We start from the raw sequence: 16,312 nt of genomic DNA, 5'->3' as shown, positions 1-16,312 counted from the left end.
AGGCCGCGCCCCAGGATCTATAACTCCTGCAGCCAACCCCGCACACGGCCTGGAGGCTTTGCGATGCTCAAGCTTTACGGATTTTCGGTCAGTAACTACTACAACATGGTCAAGCTGGCGCTGCTGGAGAAAGGGTTGCCTTTCGAAGAGGTGCCTTTTTACGCTGGTCAAACCCCAGAAGCCCTGGCCGTGAGCCCGCGTGGCAAGGTGCCGGCGCTGGGCGTGAAGCAGGGGTTTATCAACGAAACCAGTGTGATCCTCGAATACATCGAGCAAACCCAGGAAGGTCCGTCGCTGTTGCCAGCCGAGCCATTCCAGCGCGCCCAGGTGCTTGCGCTGTGCCGTGAAATCGAGCTGTACATCGAGCTGCCTGCCCGCGCTTGTTTTGCCGAAGCGTTCTTCGGCATGCCGGTGCCGGAGGCGATCAAGGAGAAGTCCAAGGCCGAGTTGTTGTTGGGTTTTGGTTCATTGGGCAGGCACGGCAAGTTCGCGCCGTATGTGGCGGGGGAGAGCTTTACGATTGCCGATTTGTATTTCATGTACAGCGTGAACCTCGCCTGCGCGGTGGGCGAGAAGCTGTTTGGCCTGGATCTGCTGGCTGAAATGCCGGCGGCCAAGGCGTTGCTGGAAAGGTTGCACGCCATGCCCAACGCTCAGAAAGTGGCGGCGGACAGAGAGGCGGCGATGCCGGCGTTTATGGCGATGATCGCGGCCAAGAAATAGATTTTGGCGTCTGGCAGGACGCTATCGCGGGCAAGCCCGGCTCCCACATTGGAATGCGATTTCCTGTGGGAGCTGGCTTGCCTGCGATGCTTTTAGCGGCTGGCGAGCAATTCCTGGCCGCGCAACACAGCTGCCTTCACCTGCGCCGGCGCAGTGCCGCCGACGTGGTTACGGGCATTCACCGAGCCTTCCAGGGTCAGCACGGCAAACACGTCCTGTTCGATCTGGTCGCTGAATGTGCGCAGTTCTTCCAGGCTCATTTCCGCCAGGTCCTTGCCGGTGTCCACGCCGTATTTCACGGCATGGCCGACGATTTCGTGGCAGTCACGGAACGGCAGGCCACGGCGCACCAGGTAGTCCGCCAGGTCAGTCGCGGTGGAGAACCCACGCAAGGCCGCTTCGCGCATGATCGCGTGTTTTGGCTTGATCGCCGGGATCATGTCGGCAAAGGCACGCAGCGAGTCGCGCAGGGTGTCGGCGGCGTCGAACAGCGGTTCCTTGTCTTCCTGGTTGTCTTTGTTATAGGCCAGCGGCTGGCCTTTCATCAGGGTCAGCAAGCCCATCAGCGCGCCGAACACACGGCCGCTCTTGCCACGTACCAGCTCTGGCACGTCGGGGTTTTTCTTTTGCGGCATGATCGAACTGCCGGTGCAGAAACGGTCCGGCAGGTCGATGAACTGGAATTGCGCGCTGGTCCACAGCACCAGCTCTTCGGAGAAGCGCGACAGATGCATCATCGCGATGCTGGCGGCGGCGCAGAATTCGATGGCGAAGTCACGGTCCGACACGCCATCCAGGGAGTTGCCCCCTACGGCGTCGAAGCCCAGCAATTGCGCGGTGTACTCACGGTCGATCGGGTAAGTGGTGCCGGCCAGCGCGGCGCTGCCCAACGGCATGCGGTTGGCGCGCTTGCGGCAATCCACCAGGCGCTCGTAGTCGCGGCTGAGCATTTCGAACCAGGCCAGCAGGTGGTGGCCGAACGTCACAGGCTGGGCGGTTTGCAGGTGAGTGAAGCCGGGCATGATGGTGTCCGACTCGCGCTCAGCCTGCTCCAGCAGACCTTTTTGCAGGCGAGTGATTTCGGACAGGATCAGATCGATTTCGTCGCGCAGCCACAGGCGGATATCCGTGGCCACCTGGTCGTTACGGCTACGACCGGTGTGCAGCTTCTTGCCGGTCACACCGATACGGTCGGTGAGGCGGGCCTCGATATTCATGTGCACGTCTTCCAGGTCGACGCGCCAGTCGAACGTACCGGCCTCGATCTCACCGCGGATGGTGGTCAGGCCGTCGATGATGCTGTCGCGTTCGGCGTCGGTCAGTACACCGACTTTGGCCAGCATCGTCGCGTGGGCGATGGAGCCCATGATGTCGTGGCGGTACAGGCGCTGGTCGAAGGTGACGGAGGCGGTGAAGCGGGCGACGAAGGCGTCGACGGGTTCACTGAAGCGGCCGCCCCAGGACTGGTTGGTCTTGTCGGTGCTCATGGATTCGCTCGTGGTCTGCTTAATAAAGAGGCGTGGAAGTCTGCCGGCGATAATAACAGGGTTGCCCGTGGAGGCGGTGCTGCGGGTCGTCGGCATTTATATTTGTGCAAAGGATGGCTAAGTGCCTTGCCGCCGACCGCGTCCGGGAAGAGACTGGAGGCAGGTGTTTATTGAAACGATATTTGACGATTGAGCAATATCGTTCCAGTGAGCGTCTACAGTTGGACTGATAGTGTGTGAATGCACCAAAGTCGGGTATTGCGGTCAGAGCCTGACTATCCATTTAAAAGGGGGGTATTCGGATTGTGTATCAGCAAACCCTACGACGATGCCCGATGGCAGCAGGTTTTGGGCGCTATTGAACAGGTCCGGGTAAATATGGGTGCCGCTGTCGGGGCACTTTTTGCCGCTCGCGCTAGTCTTAGCGTGGATCGCTGTGACGCAAGTCACCGCACCTGTCTACGCTATCCTTGTGCGAGACTCACGCAGGAATCCAGCGCTATATGAATGTCCTGATCGTTGATGACGAACCCCAAGCCCGCGAGCGACTGACCCGCTTGGTCAGTGAGCTTGAGGGTTATACAGTCCTTGAGCCCAGTGCCTCCAACGGGGAGGAGGCGTTGACGCTGATCGACAGCCTCAAGCCGGACCTGGTGTTGCTCGATATCCGCATGCCGGGCCTCGATGGCCTGCAAGTTGCCGCCCGGCTGAGCGAGCGGGAATCGCCGCCTGCCGTGGTGTTGTGCGCCGCGCAGGAAGAGTTTGCCGAACAGACACTGGAAGCCAGTGGCGTCAGCTTTGTGATCAAGCCAGTGACTGGCGACGCCTTGCTCAAGGCCCTGAAGAAAGCCGAGCGCCCCAACCGCGCTCAACTGGCCGCCTTGACCCAGCCTGCCGCCCAAAGTGGTAACGGGCCGCGCAGCCACATCAGCGCACGTACACGCAAAGGCATTGAGCTGATTCCGCTGAGCCAGGTGGTTTACTTCATTGCCGATCACAAGTACGTGACCCTGCGACATGAGGCCGGCGAAGTGTTGCTCGATGAGCCGCTCAAGGCCCTTGAGGATGAGTTCGGTGACCGCTTCGTGCGTATCCACCGCAACGCACTGGTGGCCCGCGAGCGCATCGAGCGCCTGCAACGCACACCCCTTGGGCACTTCCAGTTGTTCCTCAAAGGGCTTAACGGCGATGCGTTGATTGTCAGCCGACGCCATGTCGCCGGCGTGCGCAAAATGATGCAGCAGCTTTAGTCCGAGGGCTCCAGTGAGGTCTGCATTCCTTATCCCGGTGCGACGTGGCCAGGGAGGCCCCGCACTTGCTGATTCAAATCAAAGCGCGTTTGCCTGAGCTGTTATTATCTGCCGTATCTACCCAGTACGGATTGATCCATGTCCTCTCGCGAAATCCGCATCGCCACCCGTAAAAGTGCCCTGGCCCTATGGCAGGCCGAATACGTCAAAGCACGCCTTGAGCAGGCCCATCCCGGCCTCACGGTGTCCCTGGTGCCCATGGTCAGTCGCGGCGACAAGCTGCTCGACTCGCCGCTGTCGAAGATCGGTGGCAAGGGCCTGTTCGTCAAGGAACTGGAGACGGCGCTGCTGGAAAACGAAGCCGACATCGCAGTGCATTCGATGAAAGACGTGCCCATGGACTTCCCCGAAGGCCTGGGCCTTTTTTGTATCTGCGAGCGCGAAGACCCGCGTGATGCCTTCGTTTCCAACACCTATGCGTCCCTGGATGAGCTGCCGCTGGGTAGCATCGTCGGCACCTCCAGCTTGCGTCGCCAGGCGCAGTTGCTGACCCGTCGCCCGGACCTGCAGATCCGTTTTTTGCGCGGCAACGTCAACACCCGTCTGGCCAAGCTGGATGCCGGCGAATATGACGCGATCATCCTCGCCGCTGCCGGTCTGATCCGCCTGGGCTTCGAAGACCGTATCACCTCGGCCATCAGCGTCGAAGACAGCTTGCCTGCTGGCGGGCAGGGCGCCGTGGGCATCGAATGCCGCACCGCCGACCGTGAAATCCACGCGCTGCTCAAGCCTCTCGATCACCACGATACCGAAGTGCGCGTCACGGCCGAGCGTGCCCTGAACAAACACCTCAATGGCGGCTGCCAGGTGCCCATCGCCTGCTACGCCGTGCTTGAAGGTGAAAACCTGTGGCTGCGTGGACTGGTCGGCGACCCCGACGGCGGCACCTTGCTGACGGCAGAGGTGCGCGGGCCGCAGCGTGATGCCACGGCCCTGGGCATCCAGGTCGCTGAAGAACTGCTGGATAAAGGCGCCGGTGCCATCCTGCAAAAAGTCTACGGTGAGGCCGGCCCGCAGTGAGCGGATGGCGAGTGCTGCTGACGCGGCCTGCCGAGGAGTCGACAGCCCTGGCGGTGTCGTTGTCTGAAGCCGGCATTTTCAGCAGCAGCTTGCCCTTGCTCGACACTGAGCCTTTACCCATCACGCCCGGACAGTTGGCTGTATGGCGCGACCTGGACCGCTATTGCGCGGTGATCGTGGTGAGCAAGCCCGCTGCGCGCCTAGCCGTGCAGCAATTGGCTTTTCGTCCCGCGCCGCCAATGCCTTGGTTCAGCGTCGGCGCGGCAACAGCGCAGGTACTGGCCGATCATGGCCTGAACGTTCACTATCCCCAAACTGGCGACGACAGCGAGGCCTTGCTTCAGCTGCCGGCGTTGCGCGAGGCTGCTGCACGCCCTGGTTCGCGGGTGTTGATCCTGCGGGGCGAGGGCGGACGAGAGCTGCTGGCGGAGCGTTTGCGCGAGCAAGGTGCTAGTGTCGACTATCTGGAGTTGTACCGCCGTTTTCTTCCAGACTATGACGCCGGTGTGCTGGTGCAACGTATCCAGTTGGAACGCTTGAACGGGCTGGTGGTCAGCAGTGGGCAGGGTTTTTTGCACCTGCAAGCCTTGGCCGGCTCCCATTGGCCACAGGTGGCACAGCTGCCGTTGTTCGTGCCCAGCCCACGCGTCGCCGAGATGGCGCGGGCTGCTGGCGCAGAAAAAGTTGTGGATTGTCGCGGCGCGAGTGCCGCGGCTTTGTTAGTGGCGTTACGGAGTCATGCCGTTCCCACTCTCTGATACGCAAAGGACGGATACGTGAGCGAAACAGCCTTGCCTAAAGATGAAACCCAACCCGCACTCGATGCGCCGGTTGAGTCACCGGTCACCACGCCGCGCCGTGGCAATGGCCTGGCAGTTGTCGCGCTGCTACTTGGCGCCGCTGGCGTTGCCGCCGGCGGCTGGGGGATCTGGCAGGTCCGCGCCCTGCAAGCCAGCAGCCAGCAGCAGTTGGGTCAGGTGCAGACCCTGGACGACCAATCCCAATCCCTCAAGCAAAGTCAGCAGCAACTGGCTGCACGTCTTGCCCAGTTGCCGGGTGCGGACGAACTGGAAGAGCGCCGCCGTCTGGTCGCCCAGCTGCAAGGTGATCAGCAGCGCCTGAACCAGCGCCTGGAAACCGTGCTCGGGGCGAGCCGCAAGGACTGGCGCCTCGCCGAGGCCGAGCACTTGATCCGTCTGGCGAGCCTGCGGTTGTCCGCCCTGCAAGATATCAACAGTGCCCAAGCGCTGGTCCAGGGCGCCGATGAGATTCTTCGCGAGCAGAGCGATCCAGGTTCCTACGCCGCCCGTGAACAATTGGCCAAGAGCCTGGCCGCGTTGCGCAGTACCGAGCAGCCGGACCGTACCGGGTTGTACCTGCAATTGGCAGCCTTGCGTGACCAGGTTGTTCAGCTGGCGGCCATTGCCCCCGAATATCAGCTCACCGAGCCCGCTTCCCAGGGGCGTCCAAGCACGGATACGGATAACCGCTGGAGCCAGTGGTGGGAACAGATTTCCCGCTACTTCCGCATCGACTTCAACCCCGACGACAACATCCGGCCGCTGCTTGCCGGCCAGGGCTTGAACCAAGTTCGCCTGGCCCTGAGCCTGGCGTTGGAGCAAGCCCAATGGGCGGCGCTCAATGGCGAGTCGGCGGTGTACAGCCGATCGCTGGGCGAAGCGCGCAGCGTGTTGCAGGACAACTTCAACCAGGACAACCCGCAAAGCAAAGCGATGCTGGCGCGTATCGCCGAACTTGAGCCCAAAGCCGTGTCGGTGGTGACACCGGATCTGGCGGCGAGCCTGGCCGCAGTGCAGGCGTACCTCGAACGTCGTCATCTGTCTGCTGATGAAGCCAAGGCGGCGGCTGGCAACCCGGCGGCCTCGTCGGCGAAGCAGGAGTAGACCCGATGAAGCGTTTCTATGTGATCCTGGTGCTGGCGATTGCGATCGCCCTGGCACTCGCTGTGGGCATTTCGAAACACACCGGCTACGTGCTGATTACCTACCCTCATGTGCTGCATTACGAGTCGAGCCTATGGGCGACCGTGGTGGCCGTGTTTGCCATCGGCCTCGCCATCTACCTGATCCGCGTGTTGCTGAGCCTGGTGACCACCTCCGGTGGCGTGGTCAACCCGTGGTCTCGGCGTAACCGCAGTCGCCGTGTGCAGATCGCTATCGAGCAGGGTCAGATGGACCTTGCCGAAGGCCGCTGGGCCAGCGCTGAGCGGCATCTGCACCGTGCCGCCGAAGCTGAGCGCCAACCGCTGCTTTACTACCTTGGCGCTGCCCGGGCGGCGAATGAGCTGGGGCGTTATGAAGAGTCCGACGGGTTGCTGGAGCGTGCGCTTGAGCGTCAGCCCCAAGCAGAACTGGCGGTCGCTTTGAGCCATGCGCAATTGCAATTGGACCGTGGTGACACTGATGGTGCGCTGATCACTTTGCAGGCCATGCACGAGCGTCATCCCCATAACGCCCAGGTGCTGCGCCAATTGCAGCGCCTGCACCAGCAACGAGGCGACTGGTCGTCGGTCATCCGACTGTTGCCGGAACTGCGCAAGGACAAAGTGCTGCCTGCCAGCGAACTGGCCGAGCTGGAGCGCCGTGCCTGGGGTGAGAACCTGAGTCTGGCAGCCCAGCGCGAAGAACAGGGCGAAGCGGGTTTGCAGTCCCTTGAACGGGCCTGGCAACAACTCACTTCGGCCCAGCGCCAGGAGCCGCAGTTGGTTCTGGCCTACGCCGAGCAACTGCGCCAGCTGGGCGCCGATGCCAAGGCGGAGGAGGCGTTGCGCAGTGCTATCAAGCGTGATTACGACAGCCACCTGATTCGTCTCTACGGCCTGCTGCGTGGCAGTGATCCGGCCCGGCAATTGAAGTTTGCCGAGGGGTGGCTCAAGGATCACCCAGGTGATGCCAGCCTGCTGCTGACATTGGGGCGTCTGTGCCTGCAAAACAGCCTTTGGGGCAAGGCGCGGGACTATCTGGAAAGCAGCCTGCACGTGCAGCGCAATCCTGAGGCGTGTGCCGAGCTGGCGCGGTTGTTGGCCCAGCTGGGTGATACCGAGCGCAGCAATCAACTGTTTCAGGAAGGTCTGGGCTTGTTGGATAACCGCTTGCTGGCGTCTCCACTGCCAGTTGCCGCCCGCGTTTGATGTAGGAAAGGAGAGAGGGTTGGCTCGGATTCGTCTGAGAGCTAACCCTTCATGTCCTGCGGATGTAGGCTCTGGAGCGCTTTATTGCAAACTCCTACGCCTGGATGCTCGAAGTCTTCCATCCTTTTGCGGGATGTCCCTAGGCCCTCACAGAATTGTCTGCTCTGTCGCGTATTGAAAGCGGTCGGGCCTTTCCTCTACCGTAACCACCTATCTCTCGCGGTGCGGATAAAGCATGTCTTTGGCCCCTTCACGCTCCTTGTTTTTTATTGCGTTCATCGCAGGCGCACTGACGTTGGGCGCGTCCTTCTATCTTGAGTTCGGTGCATCGTTGCGTCCGTGCTTCCTGTGCCAGATACAACGGGTATTTCTGGCCGCATTCCTGCTCGTCAATCTGGTCGCGGTTGTCCACAACCCCAGGCGTTCCACTTATTACCTGTATGGGCTGGCGAGCATGGTGTGTGCGTTGTTGGGCGCCATCACCGCAGTGCGCCAGGTGCTGCTGCAAAATGCCGCACCGGATCAGGCGACCCATTGCTGGCCCAGCCTGAGCCATATGGTCCAAGATCTGTCCATGTGGCAGGCATTGAAATTGGTGGTTGAAGGCACTGCCGATTGTGTGGAAATCAGCTGGACGCTGTTTGACTTGAGCGTTCCCGAGTGGAGCCTGCTGTTCTTCCTGGGCATGTTGACCCTTGGGGCCATACAGTTTTCTCGGCTGTTTTTGAGCCGTCCATTGCATCAGGTAGAGCGCTGAATGGAGGTCGTGGTTTGTAGGGCGGGATTAAACACTTGTATGAACTTTCTCTCCTGCGTACCTTGAAGCCATAGTCGTGCGGGCATAATCTGGCCCGCACGCGTTATCAAAACCGTTTGTTTGTCAGATGCGGCTTTGTCCCGCTGCAGCTTGATCCTTGAAGTTTTGCGTGGGCATCAGGCGGCAGCGCCCCTATAGGGAAGAGAGATCATCATGCTGGAAAGTTGTCAGAATGCTCAGGAACGCTGGGGTGGGGTGCACAAGCTGATCGACAGCTGGCTGAAGGCACGTCACGAACTGGTTCGCTCCTTTGATGCGCTTGGCGCCAAGCCTGAAGCGCTGGCTGAGAATGGCAAGCCGTTGCAGGAGTTTTGTGAAGTGCTGGTGGACTACGTGTCGGCCGGTCATTTCGGCGTCTACGAACAACTGACCAAAGAGGCAGAAGCCTTCGACGATAAGCGTGGTCTGGAACTGGCCGAGACCATTTACCCGCGCATCGATGTTATCACCGAGAAGTTACTGGCGTTCACCGACCTATGTGATGCCGGTAAGTGTGTTGCCGAAAAATTCAAAGAGTTGGGCGCACTGCTTCACGAGCGTTTCGAACTGGAAGACTGCCTGATCGAAGTGCTGCACAACGCCCACAAGGAAGAGTCAGCCACTCAGGCTTGATCCTCAACGGCAGTTGGAAAAACGGTGCGCATGGCGCACCGTTTTTTATTGGGTCAGTGGCGAGTGCCGAGCAATTCGATCTCGAATACCAATGGTGTGTAAGGCGGGATCAACTCACCTGCACCGTCGGCGCCATAGGCTTGGGCGGATGGAATCACCACGCGCCATTTCGCTCCCACGGGCATCTGTTGCAACGCGCTGCTCCAGCCGTCGATCACGCTGTCCAGGCGAAACCACTGGGGCTGTGTGCTCTGATCGAAGACCGTGCCATCGGGCAAGCGGCCCACGTATTTCACTTGAACCTGATCATTCGCGCCGGGCTTGCTACCGCTGCCAGGTGCCAGTTCGGTGAGCAGGATTCCATCGGCCAATTCGCGCACCCCTTTCGCGGTTTTTTCCTTGGCCAGAAACTGCTGTTCAGCGGCAAGGGCTTTTTCGCTTTTGGGGGTGTGAGCGTCGGCTTCGGCCTGCGCTTCGTGCAGGGCAAGAATCTGTTCGATGCGTGCATTATCCAGCGCCAGCGGCTTGCCTTGATAGGCTTGCTTGAGGCCGTCGATCAAGGCCTGGATCTGCAGGTCCGGTACTTCCTGACGCAGGCGTTCACCGAGGCTGGCGCCAAGGCTGTAGGCAAGGTCGTGCTGGTCTTGGTCTGCCGTTTTGGCAGGTGATTGCTCGCTCGCATTGGCCACGGAAATTGCCAAGCCCAGCACAAGAAAAAGGTAACGCGACATGGGCATTCTCCCGCCTGAAGTGCGACGGATTATGCCAGTGTGAATGGGTAAAAAGTGCCGCGTATTTTCGTTATATCAATAAGAATTTTCGTACCGTGCAACGCATGGCAAACGATACTGTCAACATGCCCTAGCGGCGGTAAGAGCAGAGGGCTAGTATGAGCCGCACCCACGTCAGCCAGGAGGTAAACCATGTCGGCCAAACAGAAGCCTGTTAATACCCCGTTGCACTTACTCCAACAACTGTCGAGCAGCCTGCTCGAACATCTGGAAAGCGCGTGCTCCCAAGCGTTGGCCGATGCAGAAAAACTGCTCGCCAAATTGGAAAAACAACGCGGTAAGGCGCAAGAAAAACTGCACAAATCCCGCACCAAACTGCAGGGCGCCGCTACTGCCGGCAAGGCCAAGGCACAAGCCAAAGCCAAAGACGCTGTCAAAGAACTTGAGGACCTGCTGGACGCCCTCAAGGATCGCCAGGCTGAAACCCGCGCCTACATTTCCCAACTCAAGAAAGATGCTCAGGAAAGCCTGAAACTGGCCCAGGGCGTCGGTCGTGTGAAAGAAGCTGTAGCGAAGGCACTGGGCGCGCGCGCACCTGCTAAAGCGATCGCCAAGCCAACTGCTAAAACCGCTGCTGCAAAACCAGCCGCCAAGCCAGTTGCCAAGACTGCCGCTGCAAAACCAGCCGCCAAACCAGCTGCTAAAACCGCTGCTGCAAAACCAGCCGCCAAGCCAGTTGCCAAGACTGCCGCTGCAAAACCGGCCGCCAAACCTGCTGCTAAAACTGCTGTTGCAAAACCGGCCGCCAAGCCAGCTGCCAAGACTGCTGCTGCAAAACCAGCCGCCAAGCCAGCTGCCAAGACTGCTGCTGCAAAACCAGCCGCCAAGCCGGCTGCTAAAACTGCTGTTGCAAAACCGGCCGCCAAGCCAGCTGCTAAAACCGCTGCTGCAAAACCAGCCGCCAAGCCAGCTGCTAAAACTGCTGCTGCGAAACCAGCCGCCAAGCCAGCTGCTAAAACTGCTGCTGCAAAACCAGCCGCCAAGCCAGCTGCTAAAACCGCTGCTGCAAAACCAGCCGCCAAGCCAGCTGCTAAAACTGCTGCTGCAAAACCAGCCGCCAAGCCAGCTGCTAAAACTGCTGCTGCAAAACCCGCCGTCAAGCCAGCTGCCAAAACCGTCGCTGCCAAACCAGCCGCCAAGCCAGCACCCGCCAAGCCAGCAGCACCTGCGGCTACTTCGGCTGCCTCCACCGCTCCAGGCGCCCCGGCCAGCAGCACCCCTGCACCGGCAGCACCAAGCACCACTCCAACCAGCGCTTCCTAAGTGCCGGTGGCCACGACGCGCAAGTGTTGCAGCGCGTCGTGGTCAAGGTTGGTGGCAGCCTCAGCCACCAGTCCTTCCAACCATTTCTGATGCTCCATCACTTCTGCGCTCGACCATGTCTTTGCCAGCGCTTCCAGGCGTGACAGCAGCTCGCGTTCCGCCTCCAACTCCAGGGCCTTGACCCGCTCCCGTAACGCCGACAGCTGTTCATCCCGCTGCGCCAACACCCGCCATTGCACGCGCACCTTTCGCAACGGTTCGATGACGTGTGCCTGCCAGGGTCCGGCGATCTGTTTCAATGCCTGCACGCGCTCGCAGGTCAGCGCCGCCCCGCGATGTTCCAGCCACGCCCCACACAGCAGCAGGCACACATCCGCTCCTTGTTCCTGCAAACGCAGACACGCGGCCTCCACACCCGGACGGGCGTAAGTCGAGAGGGCAAAGCTCCACAGGTCAGCACACATATTCACACCCAAGCCATTGGCCAACGAAGCTGGTAGACTCCGCCGCCATTATGATCCGACTTCAAAGCCTAACATTACAGCGTGGCCCGCAACGTCTTCTCGAAGACGCCGAGCTGACCCTGCACGCCGGTCACAAAGCCGGCCTGATCGGTGCCAACGGCGCCGGCAAATCCACGTTGTTTGCCCTGTTGCTGGGTGAGCTGACCCCGGATTCCGGGGATTGCCTGCTGCCGGCCGACTGGCGCATCGCCCATATGCGCCAGGAGATCGACACCCTGGACCGCATCGCGATCGACTACGTGCTCGATGGCGACCTGCGTCTGCGCCAGGTGCAACACGACCTGGCCGAGGCCGAGAAAGCCCAGGACGGCGCCGCTCAGGCCCGCCTGCACTCGGAACTCGACAGCGCCGACGGCTACACCGCCGATGCCCGCGCTCGCAAGATGCTTGCCGGCCTTGGCTTTACCAACGAGCAAATGGACCGCCCGGTCGCCGACTTCTCCGGCGGCTGGCGCATGCGCCTCAATCTGGCCCAGGCGCTGATGTGCCCCTCGGACCTGTTGCTGCTCGACGAGCCGACCAACCACTTGGACCTTGATGCGATCCTGTGGCTGGAAGATTTCCTCAAGAGCTACCAGGGCACCTTGCTGCTGATTTCCCACGACCGGGACTTCCTCGACGCCGTGGTCGACAACATCGCCCACGTCGAACAGAAGAAAATCACGCTCTACCGGGGCGGCTACACTGCGTTCGAGCGTGCCCGTGCCGAGCGCCTGGCCCAGCAACAGCAGGCGTTCGAGAAGCAGCAAGCGCAACGTGCGCACATGGAAAGCTACATCGCCCGGTTCAAGGCCCAGGCCACCAAGGCCCGTCAGGCCCAGAGCCGGATCAAAGCCCTGGAACGCATGGAAGAACTGTCGGCGGCCCACGTCGATTCGCCGTTCGACTTTGTATTCCGCGAATCGGTGAAGATCTCCAGCCCCCTGTTGGACCTCTCGGATGCCCGCCTGGGTTATGGCGACAAAACCATCCTGGAGAAGGTCAAGCTGCAGCTCACGCCAGGTGCGCGCATCGGTTTGCTCGGCCCTAACGGTGCGGGCAAGTCGACGCTGATCAAGAACCTTTCAGGTGAGCTGCAACCCCTGGCCGGCCGCCTGACCCGTGGTGAGAACCTGGTGGTGGGCTACTTCGCCCAGCATCAGTTGGACTCCCTGGACTCCAAAGCCAGCCCGCTGCTGCACCTGCAACGCCTGGCACCGACCGAGCGCGAGCAGACCCTGCGGGACTTCCTCGGTGGTTTCGACTTCCGTGGCGCGCGCATCGATGAGCCGGTGCTGAACTTCTCCGGTGGTGAAAAGGCGCGCCTGGCGCTGGCGCTGATCGCCTGGGACCGTCCGAACCTGCTGCTGCTCGATGAGCCCACCAACCACCTTGACCTGGAAATGCGCCTGGCGCTGACCATGGCCCTGCAGGAATTCAGTGGTGCGGTACTGGTGGTGTCTCACGATCGCCACTTGCTCAAGAGCACCACCGACAACTTCCTGCTGGTGGCCGATGGCAAAGTCGAAGAGTTCGACGGCGACCTGGATGACTACGCACGCTGGCTGACGGATTACCGTCTGCGCAACGCACCGGTCAGCAACACGCCGATCAACCCGGACAAAACCGACAAGAAGGCTCAACGTCAGGCTGCTGCGGCCTTGCGCCAACAGTTGGCACCGCACAAGCGCGAAGCCGACAAGCTGGAAGCCGAGCTGGGCAAGCTGCACGAGCGCCTGGCCAAGATCGAAGCCAGCCTGGGCGACAGTGCGGTGTACGAGGCTGCGCGCAAGGATGAGCTGCGCGACCTGCTGGCCGAACAGGCCAAGCTCAAGGTGCGTGAAGGGCAATTGGAGGAAACCTGGATGGAAGCCCTCGAACTGCTAGAAACCCTGCAAGCGGAGCTGGAGGCGCTGTCCTGATGGAAGCGTTGCAATTGCCGATCCCGACGCAATGGGTCGAGCCTGTGTGGATCGGTGTGCAAATCCTGCTGATCCTGCTGGGCGCTTACCTCGCCCAGCGTTTCGTTGCCAAAGGCCTGACTCGCCTGGGTGAGCGCTACCCGTTCCCGCCGCAACTGTTGATGCCACTGCGCGGCGGCCTGCGCTGGCTGATCATGGGCAGTGCGCTGATCTTCGTGCTGGGTCGCCTGGGCGTGTCGGCCACGGTGCTGTGGACCGCGTTGTCGGGGTTTGTTGCGGTTGCCGCCGTGGCGTTCTTCGCGATGTGGTCGGTGCTGTCGAACCTGCTGTGCGCGATCCTGATCTTCACGGTCGGGCCGTTCCGCATTGGTGACATCGTCGAGCTGGTGGATACCGTCGACAAGCCGGGTGTGAAAGGCCGTGTGGTAGCAATCAACCTGCTCTACACCACGTTGGTCGAGGTCGCAGAGGCCGGGACTGACAGCGCGATGGTGCAAGTGCCCAACAGCCTGTTCTTCCAACGTTCCGTGCGGCGCTGGCCAGGCACCCATGTGTTTCCGGGCGACCGCTAGTACTCACATCTTGTAAAAATCTATAGCCAGCCTTCTGCCTGCGGAGTTAGCTTAAGACACAATCGCTAATTCCTTCCCGAGGTGTGCAATGGCACTCGATACGTGGCTGGCCTTTTTCCTGGCCAGTTGGATCATCTCCCTTTCCCCTGGCGCCGGTGCCATCGCCTCGATGTCCAGCGGCCTGCAATATGGTTTTGTGCGCGGTTACTGGAACGCCATTGGCCTGCAACTGGGCCTGGCGATGCAGATTGCCGTGGTGGCGGGTGGTCTGGGTGCGATTCTGGCGGCGTCGTCCACCGCGTTTTATGCGATCAAATGGTTCGGCGTGGCCTACCTGGTGTACTTGGCCGTCAAGCAATGGCGCGCCTTGCCCATGGACATGAGCGATGACGCCGCGCCACGCGCGATCGGCAAACCGATGGCGATGATGTTCCGCGGTTTTCTGGTCAACGCCAGCAACCCGAAAGCCCTGGTGTTCATGCTGGCGGTACTGCCGCAGTTCGTGAACCCGCAGGCACCGTTGCTGATCCAGTACCTGATCCTGGGTGCGACGATGATCAGCGTCGATATGATTGTGATGGCGGGGTACACGGGGCTGGCGTCCAAGGTGCTGCGCCTGTTGCGCACGCCGAAGCAGCAGAAGCGTGTGAACCGCACGTTTGCGGGGTTGTTTGTGGGGGCAGCGGGCTTCCTCGCCAGCCTGCATCGCGCAACGGCTTGAGCTGACGAAACGCAATCAAAGTGTGGGATGAGGCAAGCCCCCGCCCACATTGATTTTGTGGTTGGTTGTAAAGCTTGGGCTCAGCGCAGGATTTTCGGCGCTTCATCCCTTGGCAGGTTATTACGCAACACCGGCTGGCCAGGCGCTTGATAGCCGCCACCCAACTGCTCCGCCAACTGCCGCGCCACATCCTCACCCAACGTCTTCGACACTTCCTTCACCACCCGTGGCCGGTTCAGGCTTATGCGTTGGTCACGGCTGCTCACCAGTTTGGTGTCCTGGCCTTCGCCCATGGCGGTAAACGCCGAGGTGATTTCAAAGGTGCGCGTGTTGATCAGGCTGAAATCCGCCACCAGCGTCAGGCCCAGCACCGCCGAGTAGCTGTTGGTGTGGTCCAGCGCGTTGATGTCCTGGGTGAAGTCGATGTCTGACAGCGTGCCGAACAGCACGTAGTCCGCGCCCTTGAAGTGGCCGGCCTTGATGCGCTTGATCACGTCGTAGACGTCGCCCTTGGCATCGGCCGTGTAAGGCGTGCCCTGCACCAGTTGAAACTGGCGGGACTTGAGGATCTCGCCTTTGATGTCGCCACTGAATTTGCGCAGCTCGGTCTGCTCGATGTAGCTGTTGCGGCTTTCGTACTCGCTGTAGCTCGCCGCGCCGCTGGCCTGGTAGCTGCTGGCTTGGAAATTGTTACTGGCCGAGACCTGGTGGATGTATTCCTCAACCCGCGCCTCGTAGGCCAGGTCGGTCACCGCGATCTTCGGCGCCGCCGACGCGCCAAAGGCGCACAGCAGGCCGATCAAACCGATCCATGCACGCATTGCTTAGCGCTCCGTGGTCTTGCGGATTTCTTTTTCGTCCATCCATTCGGCCAGGCCACTCTCGACGTCGATCAGTTGCAGGCTGAACTTGTAGAACACGTCTTTGTAGTCCGCGCTGCGCTTGACGATGGAACTGATGGAGCCTTCCAGTCGGTACTTGGCCGCGATCATGTTGCCGGTCTTGCTCACGGTGGACTTCTTGTACAGGCCGCTCTGGTTCTGCAGTTTCAGCTGGTCGACCTGGCTTTGCATGTCGGTGTTGTCGCTGGCAAAGCGTGCGGTACCGGTCTTCATCAACTGGGTCTTGATCGACGTGGTGATCTCGCGGGTGTCGATGTACTCGCTGGTCTTGTTCTTCACGTCATACACCTGCACCACCGGGCGGCCTTGCAGGATGCCGGACTGGGCCAGGGAGCGGGTCATGCTTTCGGCGATCATCTGCAGGTCGGTGGAACCGAACTCGTTGGTGACCGTTTCCACGGCCTTGGTATCGCCGTAGTTGATGTTCTTGCTACCCAACACGGGCGAAGTATTGGAGCAACCGCTGGCCAGGACGGCCACCACGGCGAGCATCGAAACGCGTGCAAACATGGAGAAAT

17 protein-coding genes and 1 pseudogene are annotated in these 16,312 nt (G+C 60.9%); 13 read left to right on the top strand and 5 right to left on the bottom strand.

Annotated elements, in window-relative coordinates:
* Window positions 1-63 precede the first annotated feature (63 nt).
* Window positions 64-723 carry a glutathione S-transferase family protein gene (locus AB3G88_RS27510; protein WP_480452519.1) on the top strand — a complete coding sequence of 220 codons (660 nt, stop codon included), beginning with the start codon at window positions 64-66 and terminating at the stop codon, window positions 721-723.
* Between the two features lie 92 nt (window positions 724-815).
* Here AB3G88_RS27510 and argH read toward each other — a convergent pair whose 3' ends face one another.
* On the bottom strand, window positions 816-2,210 hold the full coding sequence (gene argH, locus AB3G88_RS27505; RefSeq protein ID WP_112192741.1) for an argininosuccinate lyase: 1,395 nt from the start codon (window positions 2,208-2,210) through the stop codon (window positions 816-818).
* Window positions 2,211-2,600: 390 nt separating this feature from the next.
* On the opposite strand from argH, the pseudogene AB3G88_RS27500 reads away from it, so the two are divergent.
* From AB3G88_RS27500 to rsd, 8 genes and pseudogenes are all read left to right on the top strand, one after another.
* Window positions 2,601-2,717, top strand: a pseudogene (locus tag AB3G88_RS27500) (sensor histidine kinase); the annotation flags it as partial.
* Complete coding sequence (locus AB3G88_RS27495) at window positions 2,714-3,460, top strand: LytR/AlgR family response regulator transcription factor (RefSeq protein WP_099585975.1); 747 nt, start codon at window positions 2,714-2,716, stop codon at window positions 3,458-3,460. The pseudogene AB3G88_RS27500 and the gene AB3G88_RS27495, both read left to right, overlap by 4 nt.
* 138 nt (window positions 3,461-3,598) lie before the next feature.
* A complete protein-coding gene (hemC, locus tag AB3G88_RS27490) occupies window positions 3,599-4,540 on the top strand; it encodes a hydroxymethylbilane synthase (protein ID WP_099585974.1) in 942 nt (313 codons plus the stop codon).
* Window positions 4,537-5,298 carry a uroporphyrinogen-III synthase gene (locus AB3G88_RS27485; RefSeq protein ID WP_480452516.1) on the top strand — a complete coding sequence of 254 codons (762 nt, stop codon included), beginning with the start codon at window positions 4,537-4,539 and terminating at the stop codon, window positions 5,296-5,298. Before hemC ends, AB3G88_RS27485 begins: the two co-directional genes overlap by 4 nt.
* Window positions 5,299-5,316: 18 nt before the next feature.
* Window positions 5,317-6,444, top strand: coding sequence for a uroporphyrinogen-III C-methyltransferase (locus AB3G88_RS27480; RefSeq protein ID WP_160385029.1), 1,128 nt, complete (start codon window positions 5,317-5,319; stop codon window positions 6,442-6,444).
* Window positions 6,445-6,449: 5 nt separating this feature from the next.
* A complete protein-coding gene (locus tag AB3G88_RS27475) occupies window positions 6,450-7,691 on the top strand; it encodes a heme biosynthesis protein HemY (RefSeq protein ID WP_099585973.1) in 1,242 nt (413 codons plus the stop codon).
* A gap of 235 nt (window positions 7,692-7,926) precedes the next feature.
* On the top strand, window positions 7,927-8,448 hold the full coding sequence (locus AB3G88_RS27470; RefSeq protein ID WP_099585972.1) for a disulfide bond formation protein B: 522 nt from the start codon (window positions 7,927-7,929) through the stop codon (window positions 8,446-8,448).
* Window positions 8,449-8,661: 213 nt separating this feature from the next.
* Window positions 8,662-9,120, top strand: coding sequence for a sigma D regulator (gene rsd, locus AB3G88_RS27465; RefSeq protein ID WP_191946714.1), 459 nt, complete (start codon window positions 8,662-8,664; stop codon window positions 9,118-9,120).
* Between the two features lie 53 nt (window positions 9,121-9,173).
* On the opposite strand, the gene AB3G88_RS27460 is transcribed toward rsd, so the two are convergent.
* Complete coding sequence (locus tag AB3G88_RS27460; RefSeq protein WP_480452513.1) at window positions 9,174-9,851, bottom strand: FKBP-type peptidyl-prolyl cis-trans isomerase; 678 nt, start codon at window positions 9,849-9,851, stop codon at window positions 9,174-9,176.
* Window positions 9,852-10,043: 192 nt separating this feature from the next.
* Between AB3G88_RS27460 and AB3G88_RS27455 the strand changes: the two genes are divergently transcribed.
* Entirely contained in the window at window positions 10,044-11,174 is a 1,131-nt protein-coding gene (locus AB3G88_RS27455; RefSeq protein ID WP_480452511.1) for an AlgP family protein, read from the top strand.
* Here AB3G88_RS27455 and AB3G88_RS27450 read toward each other — a convergent pair.
* The gene (locus tag AB3G88_RS27450; RefSeq protein ID WP_480452509.1) at window positions 11,171-11,638 is read right to left on the bottom strand and encodes a TIGR02444 family protein; all 468 of its coding nucleotides are present in this window, start codon (window positions 11,636-11,638) and stop codon (window positions 11,171-11,173) included. The two genes, AB3G88_RS27455 and AB3G88_RS27450, sit on opposite strands and share 4 nt — an antisense overlap.
* A 50-nt stretch (window positions 11,639-11,688) precedes the next feature.
* Between AB3G88_RS27450 and AB3G88_RS27445 the strand changes: the two genes are divergently transcribed.
* From AB3G88_RS27445 to AB3G88_RS27435, 3 genes are all read left to right on the top strand, one after another.
* On the top strand, window positions 11,689-13,599 hold the full coding sequence (locus AB3G88_RS27445) for an ATP-binding cassette domain-containing protein (protein WP_099585967.1): 1,911 nt from the start codon (window positions 11,689-11,691) through the stop codon (window positions 13,597-13,599).
* Complete coding sequence (locus tag AB3G88_RS27440) at window positions 13,599-14,171, top strand: mechanosensitive ion channel family protein (RefSeq protein WP_099585966.1); 573 nt, start codon at window positions 13,599-13,601, stop codon at window positions 14,169-14,171. Before AB3G88_RS27445 ends, AB3G88_RS27440 begins: the two co-directional genes overlap by 1 nt.
* An 88-nt stretch (window positions 14,172-14,259) precedes the next feature.
* Complete coding sequence (locus AB3G88_RS27435; RefSeq protein ID WP_099585965.1) at window positions 14,260-14,892, top strand: LysE family transporter; 633 nt, start codon at window positions 14,260-14,262, stop codon at window positions 14,890-14,892.
* 80 nt (window positions 14,893-14,972) lie between these two features.
* Here the strand turns inward: AB3G88_RS27435 and AB3G88_RS27430 are convergent, their stop codons facing one another.
* Together AB3G88_RS27430 and lpoB are read right to left on the bottom strand one after the other, a co-directional pair.
* Window positions 14,973-15,713 (bottom strand): penicillin-binding protein activator LpoB, encoded by a 741-nt coding sequence (locus AB3G88_RS27430; RefSeq protein ID WP_099585964.1) that lies wholly within the window; start codon window positions 15,711-15,713, stop codon window positions 14,973-14,975.
* A 3-nt stretch (window positions 15,714-15,716) separates the two neighbouring features.
* Window positions 15,717-16,304, bottom strand: a complete 588-nt coding sequence (lpoB, locus tag AB3G88_RS27425; protein WP_099585963.1) for a penicillin-binding protein activator LpoB — start codon at window positions 16,302-16,304, stop codon at window positions 15,717-15,719.
* Between the last annotated feature and the right edge of the window lie 8 nt (window positions 16,305-16,312).

The organism is Pseudomonas arvensis, assembly GCF_056688935.1.
This window is presented reverse-complemented; position numbering and strand designations above follow the sequence as displayed.